The following is a 20873-nucleotide window of genomic DNA, read 5'->3' as shown; positions in this document are numbered from 1 at the left end:
ATTACGCCGAGGAGCAAAAGCGGCTAATCGTCCCTACGATTGACCTTCGGCAGATATTTCGATGCACGTCGGCGTAGGGCCGCATCAAGAAGCGAAGCGACGCGGATCGGCCATGGAGTGGTGCGATGAAATACCGAGCCCGCTTTTCGGCGTTGGCTTTGAGTCTGCATGGCCGATTACGCCGAGGAGCAAAAGCGGCTAATCGTCCCTACGCTTGACCTTAGATGTATGGCTATTCCAATACACGTCGGGGTAGGGCCGCATCAAGGAGCGAAGCGACGCGGATCGGCCATGGGATGGTGTGTTGAAATACCGAGCCCGCTTTTCGGCGTTGGCTTTGAGTCCGCATGGCCGATTACGCCAAAGAGCAAAAGCGGCTAATCGTCCCTACGCTTGAGTTCAACGCTCCATGCCACACTCAGAGTACCCCGATCGGCCATGGGGTGGTGGGGGGAAATGCCCGCTAAAGCGATACGTTGGCCCGCCGATGTGCGTCGGCGTAGGGCCGGTCGTTACACGCTATTCGAATCGCATCTCCGGCACGTGTGCTGGCACCACTAGCTCCCCAGCGGTTTTGCTGACGATCTCCTCGACGGAGACGCCGGGGGCGCGCTCGATCAGGTGAAACTGGCCGTTGTTGATCTCGATGTAGGCCAAGTCTGTCACCACCTTGTTGATGCAGCCCGCGCCGGTCAGGGGCAGGGTGCATTTGGCCAGCAGCTTGGAGTTGCCGCGTTTGTCGGCGTGGGTCATGGTGACGATGATGTTGTCGGCGCCAGCGACCAAGTCCATTGCGCCGCCCATGCCCTTGACCAGCTTGCCGGGGATCATCCAGGAGGCGATGTTGCCCTGCACGTCCACTTCGAAGGCGCCAAGCACGGTCAGATCGACATGGCCGCCGCGGATCATGGCGAAGGAGTCGGCGGAGTTGAAGATGGAGGCGCCGGCGATGGCGGTGACGGTTTGTTTGCCGGCGTTGATCATATCGGCATCGACCTCGGCTTCGGTGGGAAAGGGGCCCATGCCGAGCAAGCCGTTTTCCGATTGCAGCATCACTTCCATGCCAGCGGGCACGTAGTTGGCGACGAGGGTGGGAATGCCGATCCCCAGATTGACGTAATAACCGTCCTTGAGCTCTTGCGCCACGCGCATAGCCAGTTGTTCGCGATTGAGTGCCATTACACCGTCTCCTGTGGTCGTATCGTGCGTTGTTCAATGCGCTTCTCAAACTGACCGAGGATCACCCGATCGACGAAGATCCCAGGGGTGTGGATCTGGCTGGGCTCCAGCTCGCCGGGCTCGACGATCTCTTCGACTTCCACCACGGTGATCTTGCCGGCGGTCGCCGCCATCGGGTTGAAGTTTTGCGCGGTGTGCCGGTAGATCACGTTGCCGTAGCGATCCGCCTTCCAGCCTTTGACGATGGCGAAGTCGCCGGTGATCGACTCCTCCATGATGTAGTGACGGCCATTGAACTGGCGCACCTCCTTGCCCTCACCGATCGGCGTTCCGTAGCCGGTGGCGGTGAAAAAGGCGGGAATGCCGGCGCCGCCCGCGCGCATTTTTTCTGCCAGCGTGCCCTGTGGGGTGAGCTCCACTTCCAGTTCCCCGGACAGCAGTTGCTGTTCAAACAGGGCGTTTTCGCCGACGTAGGAGGCGATCATCTTTTTGATCTGCCGGTCTTCCAGCAGCAGTCCGAGGCCGAAGCCGTCGACGCCGGCGTTATTGGAGACCACGGTCAGGCCGCGGGTGCCCATGCGTTTGATCTGATCGATCAGCCCTTCAGGAATGCCGCACAGGCCGAAGCCGCCGGCGATCAGGGTCATATTGTCTTGCAGGCCAGCGAGCGCGTCGGCGTAGCTGGTCACGACTTTGTCGAATCCGGACATGGTGTTCCTTTAGGTTGTGATCGAGCATTGGCTTAAGCGGGCCAGCGCCACTTTGGAGCCGTTGGGGCGACCCAGCCGCTGGCAGATCGTAGCGCCGGCTTGGATCAAGGCATCGAGATCCACCCCGTGGCTGAGGCCGAGGCCATCCAGCAGGTAGATCAGATCTTCGGTGGCCAGGTTGCCGCTGGCACCGGGCGCGTAAGGGCAGCCGCCCAGGCCTGCGACCGAGGCGTCGATGGTGGCGACGCCCAGCTCTAAGCAGGCGGCGATGTTGGCCAGTGCCTGGCCGTAAGTGTCGTGGAAATGCAGCGCCAGCGCCGGGATGGGCACCCGGCTGGCGACAGCCTCGAGCATGGCGACCGCGCGATCCGGCGTGCCGGTGCCGATGGTGTCGCCCAGCGAGATCTCGTAGCAGCCCATCTCATGCAGTGCCTGCGCCGCATCGGCGACCTTGGCCGGAGCGATGGTGCCTTCATAGGGGCAGCCGAGGGTGCAGGAGACGTAGCCGCGCACCCGCATTCCGGCCTGTCTGGCGGCGTCCATCACCGGCTCAAACCGCTGCAGTGACTCTGCTACCGAGCAGTTGATGTTGCGCTGGCTGAAGGTTTCTGAGGCGGCGCCAAACACCGCCACTTCGTCGACGCCCGCCGCCCGCGCGGCTTCAAAGCCTTGCAGGTTGGGGGTCAGGGCGCTGTAGCAGACGCCGGGCTGGCGTTGGATCTGGGCAAACAGCTGATCGGCGTGAGCCATCTGCGGCACCCACTTGGGGGAGACGAAGCTGGCGGCTTCGATCTGCGCCAGGCCGGTTTGCGACAGGGCGTCGATCAGGGCGATGCGATCGGCCAGTGACACCGTGGGCTCGTTCTGCAGCCCGTCACGGGCGCCCATCTCAACGATGCGGATCCGCTGTGGTCTCATGCCTCGGCCTCCTGCACGCTCGGCTCGAGCGCCACCAAGGGGCTGCCGTCGCTGACTTGATCCCCTTCGCTGAAGGGCAGGGCGGTGATCGTGCCATCGAACGGGGCGGTGATGGTGTACTCCATCTTCATCGCTTCCATGATCACCAGTGCGGTGCCGATGCTGATCTGATCGCCGACCGCCACCAGATTGGCGATGTGGGTGCCGTTCATGGGCGCTTGCAGTGCCTTACTTGCATCGGTCTCATCCAGTTCGCTGCGGTAGCGGGCCGGACGGAAACGCAACGGCCCATCCTTAAGCTGTAACGTGACGCCATCGGGATCGCGGTGGAACGGCCAGCGCAGCAGTCGGTCGTCCAGTTGCAGATCCAATCGGTTGCCGCTGAGGTGCAGGGACAGCCGCTCGTTGTGTTCGCTCAGCCACTGACCGTCCTGTCCACTCAGGGCGATGTCATAGCGCTCACCGTGTTCGTCTTCGAGACGCAGGCGGGCGCGGGCGGGGGCGTTGAGGCGAAAGCTGCTGAGCGGGTTGTCGGCGGACTGCAGCTGCATCAGGGCGACGGCGTAGGCGGCGTACTGGCGATCTTCCGCCGGTGCGAACAGGGCCGCGCTGTGATCGGCAATGAATCCGGTATTGAGTCGAGCATCGATAAAGGCCGGATGGGCGATGATGTGGGTCAGAAACGGCAGGTTGGTCACCAGTCCCGCCAACTGACACTGACTGAGCGCCTGACGCATGCGCTGACAGGCCTGCTGGCGGCTGTCGGCGTGGCAGATCAGCTTGGCCACCATGGGATCGTAGAAGGCGGTGATGGTGTCGCCGGCGCGCACGCCGGTGTCGACTCGTACGCCCTCGCCCTCAGGCCAATCCAGTCGGGCCAAGGTGCCGCTGGCGGGCAGGAAGTCGCGCTGGGGATCTTCGGCGTACAGGCGCACTTCGATGGCGTGGCCGTTGATCTGCACCTGCTCCTGAGATAGCGGCAGTGGCTGATCCGCAGCAACGTCCAGTTGCCACTGGACTAAGTCCAGCCCGGTCACCGCTTCGGTCACCGGGTGCTCCACCTGCAGGCGGGTGTTCATCTCCATAAAGTAGAAGCGGCCCTGTTCATCCAGCAGGTATTCCACCGTGCCGGCGCCAACGTAATCGATGGCCTGCGCGGCCCGGACGGAGGCTTCCCCCATGGCGCTGCGCAAGGCGTCGGACAAGCCGGGCGCCGGCGCTTCCTCCACCACCTTCTGATGGCGGCGTTGGATGGAGCAGTCGCGATCCGACAGGTACAGGCAGTGGCCGTGTTGATCGGCGAATACCTGCACCTCAACATGACGCGGCGCCCGCAGGTAGCGCTCCAGCAGCAGTTGATCATTACCAAAAGCGGCGCTGGCCTCGCGCCGGGCACTGGCCAGTGCGGCGGGCAATTCGTCGGCGGACTCGACGATCCGCATCCCTTTGCCACCGCCGCCGAAGGCGGCCTTAACCAGCAAAGGAAAACCGATGGCCTCGGCTTCGCGGATCAGGCGTGGATCCGATTGGTCGTCGCCATGATAGCCCGGCAACATCGGCACGCCAGCCCGTTCCATGATCGCCTTGGCAGCACTTTTTGAGCCCATCTTGTCGATGGCGTCGCTGCCCGGGCCGATAAAACGGATCCCGGCGGCTTCGCAGGCACGGGCAAATTGGGGGTTTTCAGACAGGAAGCCGTAGCCGGGGTGCACCGCGTCGCAGCCGCTGCGCTTGGCGATGGTGAGCAGCTGATCGGCACGCAGGTAGCTGGCCTTGGCTTCGGCCGGACCAATATGAAAGGCTTCATCGGCCAGGGCGACGTGTTGGGCGGTGCGGTCGGGATCGGAATAGACGGCGACGGTCCGCACGCCCAGGCGCTGGCAGGTTTGGATCACCCGGCAGGCGATCTCACCGCGGTTGGCGATCAGGACCTTGCGGATCGGGGTCGGCGTGGCGCTCATGAGGGCTCTCCTTGCTCATGGGACGGTGAGCGCCAAGCGGGTGGGCGCTGCTGGAAAAAGGCGGTGAGCCCCTCTTGGGCTTCGGCGGTCACCCGGATCTGGGCGATACGGCGCGCGGTGTCTTGTTGTTGGGCGGGATCGCCGGTGTGGGGATCGATACTCAACAGCAGATCCTTGCCCGCGCGCAGGGCGGCGGGACCATTGGCTTGGAGCTGGCTGATCATCGTGCGCTCGGCGTCGCTGAGATCGTCACACAGCTGATGCACCAGGCCCAAACGCTGGGCGGTGTCGGCGTCGATGGTTTCGGCGCTGAGGGCGTAGCGGCGCAGTTGCCGCAGGCCGATGGCGCGGCCGACATAGGGGCTGATGGTGGCGGGGATCAGGCCCAGCTTGACCTCAGACAGGCAGAAGCGGCAGTTGCGCTGGGCCAGGACGATGTCGGCGCAGGCGACCAATCCCAGTGCGCCGCCAAAGGCGGCGCCCTGGACGCAGGCCAGCACCGGCGTGGGGAAGGTATTGAGGCGATCCAGCATACGGGCCAGCTCGTTGGCATCGGCCAGGTTTTCCGCTTCGCTCATCTGTGCCTGGCGCTTCATCCAGTCCAGATCGGCCCCGGCACAGAAGTGTTTGCCTTCGGCGCGCAGCACCAGCAGGCTCAATTCCGGCTGCGCTGCCAAGTGCTGCAGCGCCTGATTGAGCTCGCTGATCATCTGCGCATCAAACGCATTGTGTTTGTCCGAGCGGGCCAGCGTCAGCCGGGCGATCCGATCCTGCTGCTGTACCTTGATGCTGTGGTAGTTCATCTAAGATCCTTCTGTCGATACGCGCTGAGCGCCAAGCACAGGGCGCGGTTGGTTCCGCGCGACTGGCCCTGTGCTCGGTGCGCGTCCTTACATCCGAAACACGCCAAAACGGGTCGGCTCGAGCGGGGCATTGTTAGCGGCAGACAGCGCCAGCCCCAAGAGATCGCGAGTCTGAGCGGGATCGATAATGCCGTCGTCCCACAGCCGCGCCGAGGCGTAATAGGGGTGCCCCTTGTGTTCGTATTGGGCGACGATGGGGGCCTTGAACTCGGCTTGCTCAGACTCGGGCCAGTCGAGCCCTTTGGCCGCCAACTGGTCGGTTTTGACCTGAGCCAGCACGTTGGCGGCCTGCTCGCCGCCCATCACTGAAATCCGGGCATTGGGCCAGCTGAACATCAGGGTGGGATCGTACGCGCGGCCGCACATGCCGTAGTTGCCGGCACCATAGCTGCCGCCGATCACCACGGTGAATTTGGGCACCTTGGCGCAGGACACCGCGGCGACCAATTTGGCGCCGTGTTTGGCGATCCCTTCGTGTTCGTACTTCTGACCGACCATAAAGCCGGTGATGTTCTGCAAAAACAGCAGCGGAATGCCGCGCTGGCAACACAGCTCGATGAAGTGGGCGCCTTTTTGTGCGGACTCGGAGAACAGAATGCCGTTGTTGGCCAGGATCCCGATCGGGTAGCCATGCAATTGGGCAAAGCCGCACACCAAGGTGGCGCCGTAGCGGGCCTTGAATTCGTCGAAGTCGGAGTCGTCCACCAGTCGGGCGATCACCTCGCGCACCTCAAACGGCTTTTTCAGATCGGTGCCGACAATGCCGTACAGCTCTTGGGCGTGAAAGCGGGGCGGCTTCACCGGCGCGGGCTGCAGCGGTGCCGCCTTGCGATGGTTGAGCCGGGCGACGGCCTGACGAGCGAGCTGCAGGGCGTGCTCGTCGTTGTCGGCTAGGTGATCGGCGACGCCGGAGATCTCGGTGTGAACCCGGCCACCGCCAAGATCCTCGGCGCTGATCGACTCACCGGTGGCCGCCTTGACCAGCGGCGGGCCGGCCAGAAAGATGGTGGCTTGATCGCGCACCATGATCGATTCATCCGCCATGGCCGGCACATAGGCGCCACCGGCGGTACACAGGCCCATGACCACGGCGATCTGCGGGATCCCTTGGGCCGACATCTGCGCCTGATTAAAGAAGATCCGGCCAAAGTGATCTCGGTCAGGAAACACCTCATCCTGCTTGGGCAGGAAGGCGCCGCCGGAGTCGACCAGATAAATGCAGGGCAGGTGGCAGCGCTGGGCGATCTCCTGCGCCCGCAGGTGCTTTTTCACGGTCAGCGGATAATAGGTGCCACCTTTTACGGTGGCGTCGTTGGCGACGATCATGCACTCGACCCCGCTGACGCTGCCGATCCCGGCGATCACTCCGGCGGCGGGCACGGCATCGTCGTACACCTCAAAGCCCGCCATTTGGCCGATCTCGAGGAAGGCGCTGGCGGGATCGAGCAACTGCTCGACCCGCTCGCGCGGCAGCAGTTTGCCTCGGCCTTGATGGCGCTCGCGCGAGGCTTGCGGGCCGCCGGGCAGGATGGTTGCCAGCTTGTCGTGCAGATCGGCCATCAAGCGGGTCATGGCGTCATGTCGCGCCCGGCTGTCCGGATCGGCCCCATTGTATTGGCTGTGGTAAACGCTCACGCGGATCTCCTTATCGTACGTCGTTGCCAAGCTCACGGCCGATCAGCCAGCGGCGGATCTCCGAGGTGCCGGCGCCGATCTCATACAGCTTGGCGTCGCGCAGCAGGCGACCGGTGGGGTATTCGTTGGTGTAGCCGTTGCCGCCCAGCAGTTGGATGGCGTCCAATGCCAGTTGGGTGGCGAGCTCGGCGCTGTAGAGGATGGCGCCGGCGGCGTCCTTGCGGCTGGTTTCGTCCCGATCGCAGGCGGCGGCGACCGCATAGACGTAGCTGCGCGCGGCGTTGGCGCGGGTGTACATGTCGGCGACTTTGCCCTGCACCAGCTGGAACTGACCGATGGCCTGGCCAAACTGCTGACGTTGCTGCACATAAGGCAGCACCTCATCGAGGCAGGCGGCCATGATCCCCAGCGGCCCGCCGGACAGCACCACCCGCTCAAAGTCGAGCCCGCTCATCAACACCTTCACGCCCCCGCCCGCTTCGCCGAGGATGTTGTCACGGGGCACCGGGCAATCTTCAAACACCAGCTCACAGGTGTTGGAGCCGCGCATGCCGAGTTTGTCCAGCTTCTGCGCCTGACTGAAACCGGCAAAGCCGCGCTCGACGATAAAAGCGGTGATCCCCTTGGCACCTGCGCTGGGATCGGTCTTGGCGTAGATCACATAGGTATCGGCGTCCGGCCCGTTGGTGATCCACATTTTGTTGCCATTAAGCAGGTAGTGATCGCCATTTTCGCGCGCGCTGAGGCTCATGGAGACCACATCGGAGCCGGCGCCCGGCTCGCTCATCGCCAGCGCGCCGATATGCTCGCCGGACACCAGCTTGGGCAGGTATTTGGCGCGCTGCTCGGCGTTGCCGTTCTTGGCGATCTGATTCACGCACAGGTTGGAGTGGGCGCCATAGGAGAGGCCGACGGAGGCACTGGCGCGGGAGATCTCCTCCATGGCGACCACGTGCGCCAGATAGCCCATATCGACGCCGCCATACTGCTCCGGGACGGTGACGCCGAGCAGCCCCATCTCGCCGAATTTGGGCCACAGGGCGTTGGGGAAAGTGTTGTCGAGGTCGATCTGCGCCGCCTGTGGGGCGATCTCAGCCTGGGCAAAATCTCGCACCGCGTCGCGCAGCATGTCGACGGTGTCGCCTAGGCCAAAATTAAACGTATTGAGATACATGAATGGGTCTTCCTAGTCGTTGAGGAGGGTTTGCAGCGCTTGCTGACATTGGGCTTCGACGGAGGAGAGCTCCATCATGATCACCTTGATGTCGTCCATCTGCTGTTGCAGATCCTGCTTTTTGTCGCTGATCAACTCGAGCATGGTGTGCAGCTGTTTGCGGCTGGAGCGATCGGCGTCGTACAGATCGAACAAACGGCCGGTTTCCGCCAGTGAGAAGCCCAGACGTTTGCCGCGCAGGATCAGCTTGAGTCGCACCTTGTCCTGCAGGTTGTAGATCCGGGTTTGGCCGCGGCGCTTGGGTTTGAGCAGGCCCTGATCTTCGTAAAAGCGAATGCTGCGGGTGGTGATATCAAACTCCCGCGCCAGATCGCTGATGGAGTAGGTGGTGTCTTGGGCTGGCATGGTGAAAATTCCATCAATAGAACATATTGGCAACATAAAGGAAGTTTACGTAAAGGTAAAGTTTGTAGCGGTTGTGTTGCGTCGGCAAGCTGTAACGAAAAGTGGATAGCTCAGGAGGCTGGTACTAAACCCGCGCGGGGTCTAGCCATAGGTCTAATTGGGGGTGGGTTGGGCCCGTGCTAGAAATGAATTCACTTGGGTAAGTATTGAACAGTGATTGGAGGCGATATGGTGATGCGCACTCAGGCCTTGCAGCAACAGGCTAAGACCGATCCCGAGGGATTTTGGGGCCAGGCAGCCGAGGCGATCAGCTGGGAGCGGCCCTGGCAACGGGTACTGGATGACCGGCAGGCGCCGTTGTATCGGTGGTTTGAGGGGGCGACGCTCAACACCTGTTACAACGCGGTGGATCGTCATGTGGCACAGGGGCGCGGCGAGCAGATCGCCATTCATTACGACAGCCCGGTGACCGGGACGGCGTATGGGATCAGCTACGCCGAGTTGCAGAGTAAGGTGGCGCGGCTGGCCGGTACCCTGCAGGCCCAAGGCTTGACGGTGGGGGATCGGGTGGTGATCTACATGCCGATGGTGCCGGAAACCGTGTTTGCCATGTTGGCCTGCGCACGCATTGGTGCGGTGCATTCGGTGGTATTCGGTGGCTTCGCCGCCGCGGAGCTGGCCACCCGCATCGACGATGCGAAGCCCAAGTGGGTGATGTCGGCTTCCTGTGGGGTTGAGCCGGGCCGGGTGGTGGCCTATAAGCCGTTGCTCGATGAGGCGCTGAACCAGGCTAAGCATGAGGTGCAGGGCTGTCTTATCTTGCAGCGGCCCCAGTGCGAAGCCGAGTTAACCCTAGGGCGGGATCTGGACTGGTATCAGGCGCAACAGGGCGTTGAGCCGGCGTCTTGTGTTGCCGTCGCCGCCACCGATCCGCTCTATATCCTCTACACCTCAGGCACCACGGGCACGCCCAAAGGGGTGGTGCGGGATAATGGCGGTCATGCGGTGGCGCTGGCTTGGTCGATGAAGGCGATCTACGACATTGAGCCCGGCGACTGCTTTTGGGCTGCGTCCGACGTGGGTTGGGTGGTGGGCCACTCCTACATTGTGTATGCGCCGCTGTTGGTGGGAGCCAGCACCGTATTGTATGAAGGCAAGCCGGTCGGCACGCCGGATCCCGGCGCGTTCTGGCGGGTCATCGAGCAGTATAAGGTGAAGAGTTTCTTCACGGCGCCGACGGCGATGCGGGCGATCAAACGGGAAGATCCGGACACCACTTATTTGCGCAGTTATGACATTGGTTGCCTCAAGGCGTTGTACCTGGCGGGGGAGCGCTGTGATCCCGATACCCTCAACTGGTCGTCCGAACAGCTGGGTGTGGCGGTGATCGATCATTGGTGGCAGACGGAAACCGGCTGGGCGATCTGCGCCAATCTGATGGGGATCGAGCCGGTTGAGATCAAACCGGGCTCGCCAGCGTTGGCGGTGCCGGGTTATCAGGTTGAGGTGCTCGATGAGGTAGGTGAGCCGGTGGCCCCAGGCAGCAGCGGCGCGATCGCCATTAAGTTGCCGCTGCCGCCGGGCACGCTACCGACCTTGTGGCAGAACGATGCGCGCTATCACGCCGGCTATCTGGATCGTTACCCCGGCTATTACTTGACCGGTGATGCCGGTTATCAGGATGAGGATGGCTACCTCTATATCATGAGCCGCATCGACGATATCATTAATGTGGCGGGCCATCGCTTGTCGACCGGGCGCTTCGAGGAGGTGTTGGCACAGCACCCCGCCGTGGCAGAGGTGGCGGTGATCGGCGTGGCCGATAAGCTCAAGGGTCAGGTGCCGCTGGGTATGGTGGTGCTCAAGTCCGGGGTGAGTCTGGCGGAAGAGACGCTGTATCAGCAGCTGATCGCGCTGGTGCGGGCCGAGATAGGTCCGGTGGCCGCGTTTAAGCTGGTGTCGGTGGTGAGCAAGCTGCCCAAGACCCGCTCGGGTAAGATCCTGCGCGGCACCATGCGTAAGATGGCCGATTGTCAGGAATACGTGGTGCCTGCCACCATTGAGGATCCCGAGACGCTGGATCTGATCCGCGCGGCGCTCAATCGCATGGGCTATGGCCATGCCAAGATAGAGGAGCGCATCGACTGAGCGGCACGTCATGCTCCGTGCGCCAGAGCGAACAAAGGCCCCATTGGGGCCTTTGTCGTTGCTCGGCGCTGGCGCGTCGGATCGCGCGCTTGATCAGGCCAGCTGTGCCAGCGGCAGGCCGGCGGAGAGCAGCACACTGTAGAGCAGGGTCAACTGGGCGGTGCGCCCAAGCAGTGGATTGAGGGCCGCGCCTTCGGTTTGGGCAAACTTACCGGCGAGCAGGCGCGCCATCGGAAAGGCGCAACCGGCCAGCAGCACCACCATGCCGGGCAAGCCACCCAGCAGCCACATCAACGTGAGGATCAGAAACGGCAGCATCACCAGAGCGCGGTAGAGGAGACGGGCATTGTGCTGGCCGATCCGCACTGCCAGGGTGTGCTTACCCGCTTGCGCGTCGGTGGTGATATCGCGGGTGTTGTTGACCAGCATGATGGCGGCATTGAACAGGCCTAGGGTGCTGGCCAGCAGCCAAGCCGACAGCGTGGTGTGGCCAACCTGGATGTAGTAGACACCGACCACCGCCAGCAAACCGAAGAAGATGAACGCTGCGACTTCACCCAGACCATGGGAGGCCATCGGGTAGGGGCCTCCGGAATAGCACAAGGCTCCGGTGACGGCGAAGACCGCCATGGCCAGCACAGGCCAGCCGCCGACGAAGATCAGGTAGAGACCGACCAGCACTGCCGCGGTTAGGGAGCCGATCATGGCGTTACGAACGGCGTTGGCGCTGAGCAGGCCAGACTGGGTGACCCGGGTGGGGCCCAAGCGTTCGTCGGTATCAACGCCGTTTTTGGCGTCGAAATAGTCGTTGGCCAGATTGACCCCCACCTGCAGCAAGATAGCGCAGAGCATGGAGCTTACCCCGATCCACAGGCTGAAATGGCCGTGGGTGTAGGCCAGCATATTGCCCAGTAACAGTGGGCCTATCGCAGCGGGTAGGGTGTGGGGGCGGATCGCCATGACCCAATATTTGATGTTCATATCTGTGTGCAGGTGTTGCTAAAGAAGGGATTATTGTACTGCGTTTCATTGATGCATTGCAGGATGGAGTTCACGGGCTCGCCGATGGGGTCTCCCGTTAGGTTGCTTTGTCGGATATTTTAAATTAAATGAGGTGACGATTGGTGTTTTACATCTTGGTCACAGATTTTTTTGTTTCTTTGCGTCAAGGTAACAAGCATTAAACAATCTTGGTGGAGGTAACCATGCTCAATTTCGAAGGTAAGGTGGTGATCGTAACCGGTGCCGGTCGAGGGCTTGGACGTGCCTACAGTCTGGCATTGGCTTCACGAGGCGCCACGGTGGTTGCGGTGGATCTGGGCTGTGATATTCAGGGACAGGGCCAGGATTCAGTCTATGTCGATGATGTCGTCGATCTGATCGGGGATATGGGCTATCAGGCGGTGGGGCATTGTCTGGATGCGCGGGATAGGCAGCAGTTGGATTGGCTGGTGGCCGATACGGTGGCTCGCTTTGGCCGCATCGACGGCCTGATCTGCAATGCCGGCACCTTGTTGGCGCAAAATGGGATCGGCAGTTCGTCGGAGCAGTACCGCATACAGATGGAGAGTGTGCATTACTCCACCCTAGAGGCGGTGCAAGCGGTCTGGCCGCAGATGAAGGCGCAGCAGTTTGGCCGGATCCTGGTGACGGGATCGATCTCTGCGATGTATGGCGATGAACGCCTGACCGGTTACACCTGCGCCAACCTTGCCAATATTGGTCTGGCGCTCAGTTTATCGCGTACCAGTCAGGAGGATGGGATCCACATCAATATGATCTGCCCCTCCTGTTATAGCCGGTTGACGCGGCAGGTGAGTCTGCCGGAGGGGGCCGATGAGATGACGCCGGATCTGATCGTGCCCGCCGTCTTATGGTTGATGTCCAGTAAGGCGCCCAATGGTGAGATGGTGGTGGCTGGCGGCGGGCATTACTCCTTGGGGGCATTGCTGGAAACGGATGGGATCTTCCTGCCGTTGTCACAACAGCGCCCCGAACGTTTTATACAGGAATGGTCGCGGCTTAAACTCATGCCGAAAGTGCGTCACTACGAGCATTTTAAGGAGCGCTTGGGGATGATCATTCGTTGGTTAATCAAGCAGCGGGCCTAAAGTCTGGAAATTCCCTGCCGTCACAGGTAGCGTATGCTCCCTATCTCGCGGTTTTTGGGAAGCATTCGCATGTCTGAAGTGTTGCAGCGCCTGGTCAATCTCTTGGCCTTAGAGCGTCTGGATGATGATCTGTATCGGGGCGAAAGCCAGGATCTGGGATTTGGCCACCTGTTTGGCGGCCAAGTATTGGGACAGGCCCTGTCGGCGGCACAGGCGACCGTGCCGGCTGAGCGTGATGTGCATTCGTTCCACTCCTATTTCTTGCGCGCCGGCGATCTCTCTTTGCCGGTGATCTACGACGTGGAAAACCTACGTGACGGCGGCAGCTTCAGTGCCCGCCGGGTCAGTGCGATCCAGCATGGCCGGCCCATCTTCTTTATGACCGCCTCATTTCAAGCCCCGGAGTCGGGCTTTGAGCATCAGGTGGCCATGCCCACCACTCAGCCGCCGATGGACTACATGAGCCAGCATGAGCTGGTTGAGCTGATGCGCGACAAGCTGCCGCCGAGTCTGGTTAGCCAATATTTGGAGAACCTGGCGATCGAGATCCGGGTGGCTGAGGATCCGACCCAGATCGGCAAGGATCGCTCATCGGTGCGTCAGGTGTGGATGCGGGCGAACGGGCCACTGCCGGATGATCCGCAGATCCATCGTTATCTGATGGCCTACGCCTCGGACTTTAATTTCCTTGCGACGGCGTGCAAACCCCACGGGTTGACGCCGTTTACGCCGGGGCTGAAGTTGGCGACCATCGATCATGCCATGTGGTATCACCGTCCGTTCCGGTTTGATGATTGGCTGCTGTTTGAGATCGATTGTCCAACCACGGTCAATGCCCGTGGCCTAGTGCGGGGTCAGTTCTTTGATCAGCAAGGAAATTTGGTCGCCAGTGCCCAGCAGGAAGGCTTGATCCGCTATCGTGGCCAATAGCCGTTACAGCGAATAGACGGTGCGAGCGTTGGCTGTATTTGATGCGACGCCGTTGATGAGGAGGCCACCACTTGGGTGGCCTTTTTGCTAGGGCCGATTTGTCCTCATCAGCGGTGTGCCTGTCGCCGATAGGATCATCGCTCGAAGTTATCTCGGCGCTGAGTCCTTTGGGCAAGTGTGATCGGGATCGTGCTTAACCGCTAGCGCCGTCGGCTCAGTTTGCTAAAGTGCCTGCTCCCCGGCGCAAGCTTGGGAAACTCGGATGAAGGTATCAGGAGAGTGGCACGCTGATCGCACAGCACGCCCGCCGAAGAAGTAAATCTTTCAGGTGTCGGTTTTGACCGACGAGGACTGGTACTGGACGAGCCTCTGGAGAGTTCCATTGATTTGGACGCCGAAGGCGCAAGCCCTTTTCCCCATAGGGGAAAGGGTGAAACGCTCAGGCACAAAGGACAGAGGTGTTAAGACAAGCCATAGGATGGATCCCATCGCTTTGACTTGTTGATCGCACTGCTGCTTTACTGCGGGCAGTGGGAAGGCACGCCGCCATCTCGCGCCCGGTCCATCATGGTTTCTCCTCTTTTGCTGTTTATGCTGTCGCACAAGAGGAAAACTGACATGCAAGCCATCGAATCCATTCTACATACCTTAAGCAGTTGGGTCTGGGGACCTCCCGTCCTTATTCTCCTGGTCGGCACCGGGATCTACTTTACTGTTCAGCTTGGCTTTATGCAGTTTATGAAGCTGCCTCTCGCGTTGAAATTGATGTTCCGCAAAGACGATGAACAGGGTGACGTCAGTCGCTTTGCGGCTCTGTGTACCGCTTTGGCGGCCACCATCGGTACCGGTAACATCGTCGGTGTGGCGACGGCGGTGAAGCTGGGCGGCCCCGGAGCGCTGTTCTGGATGTGGATGGCGGGCCTGTTTGGCATGGCCACCAAGTACGCCGAGTGTATGTTGGCGGTGAAATATCGGGAAACCGATGATCGTGGCGAGAAGGTCGGTGGGCCGATGTACTACATCGCCAAAGGGACTGGCCACATGTGGCTGGCGAAGATCTTTGCCGTGTTTGCGCTGATGGTGGCCTTCTTTGGGATCGGTACCTTCCCCCAGGTCAATGCCATTGTTGATGGCGCCAATATCGCCTTCTCTGTGCCTCGTGAAGCCACCATGGTTATCCTGACTCTGCTGGTCGGTGCGGTGATCATCGGGGGGGTGAAACGCATCGCCAAGGTGGCCAGTGCCTTGGTACCGACCATGGCGATTGGCTACGTCCTGGCCTGTCTGACCTTGGTGGGTTTGAACGCGTCGGCTGTGCCTGCGGCCTTTGCTTTGATCTTCGAAAGTGCCTTCAATCCGGTCGCCGCCGGTGGTGGTTTTGCCGGTGCGACCGTGATGTACGCCATTCAGATGGGTATTGCCCGCGGGGTGTTCTCCAACGAAGCCGGTTTGGGCAGCGCGCCGATGGCTGCCGCTGCGGCCAAGACCAAATCACCGGTGGAGCAGGGGCTGGTATCCATGACCGGTCCGCTGTTTGACACTCTGATCATCTGTACTCTGACCGGTTTGGCGCTGGTGATGACCGGCGCTTGGCAAAGTGAGTTTGCTGGCGCGGCCATGACCTCCTCGGCGTTTGCGACGGGTCTGTCCGCCTTCATCGGTGAAAAGGTGGTGACCGTTGCCCTGCTGTTCTTCGCCTTTACCACCATTTTGGGTTGGTGTTATTACGGTGAGCGCGCAGTGTTGTTTTTGGCGGGTGAGCGCGGACGCACTCCTTACCGTTGGGTCTTCGTATCCTTGGTGGCCGTCGGCGGCTTGCTGCAACTGGATATGATCTGGCTGCTGGCGGATGTGGTGAATGGCCTGATGGCAGTGCCGAACCTGATCGCGCTGTTGCTGCTGCGCAAAGAGATCATCGGTGACACCAAGGCATACCTGGCCACTTTGAACTGGAAAGGTGAGACTGCGACCGCGGGCTAAGTGGGCCGGACTTGTTCTGGCGCGGGGCAGTTGCTATAACAGGCGGCAAAGAGAATGAAGGATCGAACCTATGTTTAGGGCGTTTGCCGCTGCGTTATTGTCATTATTGTTGACCGCCTGTGTGACGGTGGACGAGTCGAAAGAGGATGTGGTTCGTCTCAGTGGCGTGGTGACGTTTAAGGAAGCGACCCTGCTGCCGGCGAATTCCAGCATTATGGTGGCGGTGATCGACGCCGATAAGCCGGGCATGGTGCTGGATCAGAAAGATTACGAAGTCGGTAAATTGCCGGTGCCGTTCTTTTTCGCGATCCCCAAGGACCAGATCGATAAGCGCGCCAATTATGTGGTGTGGGCGTCGGTCCGGGTGCAGGGCCAAACCATTTTGCATACCCAGCGCCAGTTCCCGGTGATCAACAATGGGGCGCTGACCGCCACGGTATTGGTGGAAGCGGCGCGCTAGCGCGTTACAGACAAACAGAAACGGGCGTCCCATGGGGCGCCCGTTTTTCTTATGTGTGCCGATCGGATGCGGCGTGGCTTCGGGGCTGAAGGCTGAGACCGAAAAATAACCGGCAGAGCCCGAGTATTGGTTGGGCTAGGGAACGTTGTGACCGGTGGCCGCGACCCAGATCCGAAACCACTGCTCTCGGGTTAACACCAGTTGCTGTGCGCCCAAGGCCTGTTGCAGCCGCTCTATCTTGCCGCTGCCCAAGATCGGCAAGGGTTGACTCGGCAGCGCCAGCAGCCAGGCATACAGCACCTGATCGATCCCTACCGCTCCGATCTCTTCGGCGATGTGCTGCAACTCCATGCGGATGCTGCGGGCCTGTGGATCCTCAGGACTGAACAAGCGACCGCCACCGAGACAGGACCAGGCCATCGGCCGGATCCGCTGCTGCTGCAGGTGATCTAAGGTGCCATCGTGCAGTGGCGCCATGCGCAGCGGCGAGATCTCGATCTGGTTGGTGATCAGGGGGAGGGATAGGCGTGATTGCAGCAGATCGAACTGCGACGGGGTAAAGTTGGAGACGCCGAAATAACGGACCTTACCATCCCGGTGCAACTGCTCAAGCGCCTGTGCAACCTCATCGGCGTCCATTAAGGGATCGGGCCGGTGGATCAGCAGCAGATCGAGATAGTCGGTGTTGAGCTTGTTCAGGCTACGCTCGGCTTGGTGCAGGATATGACCCGCGCCGGTGTTGTAGTGCGGCAGTTCATAGCCTTTGCGGCCGGGCAGGCAGATCCCACATTTACTGATCAGCTGAAGTTGTTGCCTCAGGGCCGGTTTGAGCCGCAAGGCTTCACCAAACGCAGCCTCACATTGGTAATCGCCATAGATATCGGCGTGATCGCAGCTGCTGATCCCCAGCTCAAGATGCTGCTGCAAAAACCGCAGGCGCTGCTGAGGGCTCATTTGCCAGTCAAGCAGGCGCCAGTAACCAGCGATGAACCGGGATAGGGTCAATCCGTGTAGATCCGCGTGAATCATGAAACTCTCCATCCTGTTGAGCCCTAAGGATATCGCATCTGAGCGGGAGCTGATGATGAGATCCGGCGCAGGTAGCGTTGTGCGATCTCAGCGAAAACCATTCGAAAAGATTGATCTTGCTCATTTAACCCCGTTGAAAGATCACGCTTTGACAAGAAACTTGCCCTCGATCAAATATTCTATCGGGGCTTGCTATAGGGTGAGGGCAATTCTTAGCTGCCGCAGATTGAGCGGCACGTTGTTCTCAAGGAGTGATGAATGAAACTGCGTCTGTTGTCTGCTGCCCTGTTGGCAGCGTGTGCCCTTCCTGCGCTTGCCCACCAAGCCGGTGACATCATAGTTCGGGCCGGCTCGGCCACCGTTGCGCCGGATGAAAGTTCTCAAAATGTTGTCACGCCGGATCTCGATGATCTGGGACAATTTAGTGTAGGAAATAACACGCAACTGGGCCTGAATTTCACCTATATGGCGACCGACAATATTGGCATTGAATTGTTGGCAGCAACGCCGTTCAGTCACGATGTTAGCGTGGCTGATATTGAAATCGCCAAGGTGAAGCACCTGCCACCAACCTTAATGGCGCAATATTATTTTGGTGACAGCGGCAGTCAGCTGCGTCCCTATATCGGCGCGGGTTTGAACGTGACGATCTTCTTTGATGAAAAAATTACGAATGATGTTGACGGGCGACTGAGTAATTTGGATCTGGATACTTCGGTTGGTTGGGCGGCTCAGGCGGGCTTGGACTACCAATTGAATGACACTTGGCTGCTCAACGCTTCAGTCTGGTATATCGATATCGGCACCGATGTGAATTTCGATTACACACCGAATGGTATTGGAGGTTCTGTTCCTGTGACGATCAAGACCGACATCGATCCTTGGGTCTACATGCTCTCCGTCGGTTACAAATTCTAACGGCGTGATGGTCGGTTCGGCCAATGCAAAAAACGCTCTAAACCGTCAGGTTTAGAGCGTTTTTGATCCGGCTGATCCAAGTTTAGCCGTGCAGCATCCGCGCGCGAATGGTGCCGTCGATCTGCTTCATCTCGATCAAAGCCTCTTCGGCGTGGTGGGTTTCAACGTCCATCACCACATAGCCGATCTCAGCCGTGGTTTGCAGGTACTGACCGCTGATGTTGATCCCCTTGGCGGCGAACGCTTGGTTGATCTGATTCAGCACGCCGGGCACGTTGCGGTGAACGTGCAGCAAGCGGGTACAGTGGGTATGCAGTGGCAGGGAGACCTCTGGGAAGTTGACCGCCGACAGGGTGGAGCCGTTGTCGGAGTATTTCACCAACTTGGAGGCGACCTCCAGGCCGATGTTCTCCTGCGCTTCCTGGGTTGAGCCGCCGACGTGCGGAGTCAGCAACACGTTGTCGAATTCGCGCAGTGGGCTGGTGAACTCCTCACTGTTGGATTTGGGCTCGGTGGGGAAAACATCGACGGCAGCACCGGCCAATTTTCCATTTTGCAGCACCTGACATAAGGCGTCGATATCGACCACGGTGCCGCGCGAGGCGTTGATCAGGATGCTGCCGTCGCGCATGGCAGACAGCTGTGGTCCGGACAGCATGTTCTTGGTAGCGTCGGTTTCCGGCACATGCAGGCTGATGACGTCGGATTGGCCCAGCAACGCATCCAGGGTCGACACCTGCTCGGCATTGCCCAGCGGCAGCTTGTTTTCGATGTCGTAGAACTTCACGCGCATCCCCAGCCCTTCGGCGAGCACGCCCAATTGGGTGCCGATGTGGCCGTAGCCGACGATGCCCAGTACCTTACCGCGGGCTTCAAAGCTGGCCGCGGCGGATTTCTTCCAGACGCCGCGGTGGGCCAGCGCATTCTTCTCGGGAATGCCGCGCAGCAGCAACAGGATCTCGCCCAGCACCAGCTCAGCCACGGAGCGCGTGTTGGAGAATGGGGCATTAAACACCGGCACGCCAGCCAGCTCGGCCGTGCCCAGATCGACCTGATTGGTGCCGATACAGAAGCAGCCGATCGCCGCTAACTTTTCGGCGCTGCTCAGCACTTCGGCGGTCAGTTGGGTGCGGGAGCGAATGCCGACAAAGTGCACATTGCGCATCTTTTCCTTCAGTTCGGACTGGGACAACGAGCCATTCAACACTTCGACATTGCGGTAGCCCGCGTTGGTGAAGACTTCCTGCGCGCGGGGGTGAACCCCTTCCAGCAGCAGGACGTTGATCTTATCTTTATGCAGCGATAATTGGTTCATGGACTTCCGTTCTCAGATCCCTAAAGAGCCACCCAGAATACCCGATAATGGGCCAAGAAAGGGGACAATTTCTGGCGTCTATTCGAACGCCAAATCCTTGTATTCGCAATGGGAATGATGCCACTAGAGGAAGCGGTGAGACGCGACAATGACTGCGGCACTAGCGTGCGGTTAAGCCTTGCCAAAGCTGTGCAAAGGCCAGCGTTTGATATTGGGGCTGTTGGGCCCGCGCAGGGTGTCTAGGAAAGTGGGGTCTATTCACACCTAGTGAACGGTTACCATCAAAAGGTGAAGGCAGACCTAACAGTTTTGTTGGGTGAATGCCAATCGAAACTCTGCCTTCCCTAGTCTTTTAGAAGCTTGTTGTTAATTAACAGTCTATTGAGACGTCTTGCTGAAATGCACTTGCCTGTGTTAATAATTTGTTAGTGTAAGGTTTTTTGTGGAGGCCACTCATGGGTAATCCGTTCCAAACCCTTTGCTTTGTGCGCAATGATGATACGCCGTCACCGCTGCAGCTGTTGTGCACCCCGATGGGCTATCAAATGAAGTTATACCGTCGTTTTTGTGACGTTGAATCGGTGTTGCTCAATGACCCTAAGGTGCTGATCTTGGTTTCAGTATCCAACGAAAACTTGACCAGTCGTGGGATCCCGGTGTGGTTGGAGCGGAAGTTGCCAATGCGTAACCTGATACTGATTGATGTGTCGGAAAAAGTGACGGATCCGGTCTATGCCCTGAAGCTCGGGATCCGCGGGTTGATCTTTAACAACGCCCGGGTTGACAACATGCTGGTTGCCGTTCGAGCTATCTTAATGGGCGAGCTATGGTACTCGCGTAGTACCTTGGAGCAGACCATTGAGCAGTTGCTGTTTCAGCAGCATCGCGTGGAAACGGATGCCAGTACGGAACGTCTCACCAGTCGGGAGCAGAGTGTGGCCCGCTTGGTCGCCGAAGGGGCGCGCAACAAGGAGATCGCCGCTCGGCTGTTTATCAGTGAGTACACCGTCAAAGCACACCTGGCCTCGATATTTCGCAAAACCGAGACCCGTAATCGGGTGGAGATGATTGGCAAGCTGGGGATGACGGCCTAACCATAAAACGGCTATGAGACAAACAGAAAGGGCGTCGCAAAAG

18 protein-coding genes and 1 riboswitch are annotated in these 20873 nt (G+C 60.0%); of the genes, 7 read left to right on the top strand and 11 right to left on the bottom strand.

Going from position 1 to position 20873, the window contains the following annotated elements:
- Positions 1-519: 519 nt before the first annotated feature.
- The 8 genes from ABEA08_RS04465 to ABEA08_RS04430 form a co-directional block, all read right to left on the bottom strand.
- Positions 520-1179 (bottom strand): CoA transferase subunit B, encoded by a 660-nt coding sequence (locus ABEA08_RS04465; RefSeq protein ID WP_345333707.1) that lies wholly within the window; start codon positions 1177-1179, stop codon positions 520-522.
- Complete coding sequence (locus ABEA08_RS04460) at positions 1179-1889, bottom strand: CoA transferase subunit A (protein WP_345333705.1); 711 nt, start codon at positions 1887-1889, stop codon at positions 1179-1181. The genes ABEA08_RS04465 and ABEA08_RS04460 overlap by 1 nt, the downstream gene beginning before the upstream one ends.
- A gap of 9 nt (positions 1890-1898) precedes the next feature.
- Complete coding sequence (locus tag ABEA08_RS04455; protein ID WP_345333703.1) at positions 1899-2807, bottom strand: hydroxymethylglutaryl-CoA lyase; 909 nt, start codon at positions 2805-2807, stop codon at positions 1899-1901.
- On the bottom strand, positions 2804-4768 hold the full coding sequence (locus tag ABEA08_RS04450) for an acetyl/propionyl/methylcrotonyl-CoA carboxylase subunit alpha (protein WP_345333701.1): 1965 nt from the start codon (positions 4766-4768) through the stop codon (positions 2804-2806). The genes ABEA08_RS04455 and ABEA08_RS04450 overlap by 4 nt, the downstream gene beginning before the upstream one ends.
- Entirely contained in the window at positions 4765-5571 is an 807-nt protein-coding gene (locus ABEA08_RS04445) for an enoyl-CoA hydratase-related protein (RefSeq protein WP_345333699.1), read from the bottom strand. Before ABEA08_RS04445 ends, ABEA08_RS04450 begins: the two co-directional genes overlap by 4 nt.
- An 87-nt stretch (positions 5572-5658) precedes the next feature.
- Positions 5659-7266 (bottom strand): carboxyl transferase domain-containing protein, encoded by a 1608-nt coding sequence (locus ABEA08_RS04440; RefSeq protein WP_345333697.1) that lies wholly within the window; start codon positions 7264-7266, stop codon positions 5659-5661.
- 10 nt (positions 7267-7276) lie between these two features.
- On the bottom strand, positions 7277-8440 hold the full coding sequence (locus tag ABEA08_RS04435) for an isovaleryl-CoA dehydrogenase (RefSeq protein ID WP_345333695.1): 1164 nt from the start codon (positions 8438-8440) through the stop codon (positions 7277-7279).
- Between the two features lie 12 nt (positions 8441-8452).
- Positions 8453-8845 (bottom strand): MerR family transcriptional regulator, encoded by a 393-nt coding sequence (locus ABEA08_RS04430; RefSeq protein WP_345333693.1) that lies wholly within the window; start codon positions 8843-8845, stop codon positions 8453-8455.
- A gap of 228 nt (positions 8846-9073) precedes the next feature.
- Between ABEA08_RS04430 and ABEA08_RS04425 the strand changes: the two genes are divergently transcribed.
- A complete protein-coding gene (locus ABEA08_RS04425; protein WP_345333691.1) occupies positions 9074-10993 on the top strand; it encodes a propionyl-CoA synthetase in 1920 nt (639 codons plus the stop codon).
- 93 nt (positions 10994-11086) lie between these two features.
- On the opposite strand, the gene ABEA08_RS04420 is transcribed toward ABEA08_RS04425, so the two are convergent.
- The gene (locus ABEA08_RS04420) at positions 11087-11974 is read right to left on the bottom strand and encodes a 1,4-dihydroxy-2-naphthoate polyprenyltransferase (RefSeq protein WP_425557326.1); all 888 of its coding nucleotides are present in this window, start codon (positions 11972-11974) and stop codon (positions 11087-11089) included.
- Between the two features lie 224 nt (positions 11975-12198).
- Between ABEA08_RS04420 and ABEA08_RS04415 the strand changes: the two genes are divergently transcribed.
- From ABEA08_RS04415 to ABEA08_RS04400, 4 genes are all read left to right on the top strand, one after another.
- Complete coding sequence (locus ABEA08_RS04415; protein WP_345333689.1) at positions 12199-13104, top strand: SDR family NAD(P)-dependent oxidoreductase; 906 nt, start codon at positions 12199-12201, stop codon at positions 13102-13104.
- A gap of 69 nt (positions 13105-13173) precedes the next feature.
- Positions 13174-14034, top strand: coding sequence for an acyl-CoA thioesterase II (tesB, locus tag ABEA08_RS04410; protein WP_345333687.1), 861 nt, complete (start codon positions 13174-13176; stop codon positions 14032-14034).
- 359 nt (positions 14035-14393) lie between these two features.
- A riboswitch (glycine riboswitch) is annotated at positions 14394-14500 on the top strand.
- Between the two features lie 152 nt (positions 14501-14652).
- The gene (locus ABEA08_RS04405; protein ID WP_345333685.1) at positions 14653-16014 is read left to right on the top strand and encodes an alanine/glycine:cation symporter family protein; all 1362 of its coding nucleotides are present in this window, start codon (positions 14653-14655) and stop codon (positions 16012-16014) included.
- Positions 16015-16084: 70 nt separating this feature from the next.
- Entirely contained in the window at positions 16085-16474 is a 390-nt protein-coding gene (locus tag ABEA08_RS04400) for a YbaY family lipoprotein (protein ID WP_345333683.1), read from the top strand.
- 135 nt (positions 16475-16609) lie between these two features.
- On the opposite strand, the gene ABEA08_RS04395 is transcribed toward ABEA08_RS04400, so the two are convergent.
- Complete coding sequence (locus ABEA08_RS04395; protein ID WP_345333681.1) at positions 16610-17503, bottom strand: aldo/keto reductase; 894 nt, start codon at positions 17501-17503, stop codon at positions 16610-16612.
- Between the two features lie 258 nt (positions 17504-17761).
- On the opposite strand from ABEA08_RS04395, the gene ompW reads away from it, so the two are divergent.
- Complete coding sequence (ompW, locus tag ABEA08_RS04390; RefSeq protein WP_345333679.1) at positions 17762-18421, top strand: outer membrane protein OmpW; 660 nt, start codon at positions 17762-17764, stop codon at positions 18419-18421.
- An 82-nt stretch (positions 18422-18503) separates the two neighbouring features.
- On the opposite strand, the gene serA is transcribed toward ompW, so the two are convergent.
- A complete protein-coding gene (gene serA / locus ABEA08_RS04385; protein WP_345333677.1) occupies positions 18504-19736 on the bottom strand; it encodes a phosphoglycerate dehydrogenase in 1233 nt (410 codons plus the stop codon).
- Positions 19737-20191: 455 nt separating this feature from the next.
- On the opposite strand from serA, the gene ABEA08_RS04380 reads away from it, so the two are divergent.
- Entirely contained in the window at positions 20192-20830 is a 639-nt protein-coding gene (locus tag ABEA08_RS04380; protein ID WP_345333675.1) for a response regulator transcription factor, read from the top strand.
- Positions 20831-20873 lie beyond the last annotated feature (43 nt).

Origin of the sequence: Ferrimonas pelagia (assembly GCF_039543565.1) — a bacterium.
In the GTDB taxonomy this organism is placed as follows: domain Bacteria; phylum Pseudomonadota; class Gammaproteobacteria; order Enterobacterales; family Shewanellaceae; genus Ferrimonas; species Ferrimonas pelagia.
The sequence above is the reverse complement of the archived record's forward strand: the minus strand, read 5'-3'. Positions and strand labels throughout refer to the sequence as shown.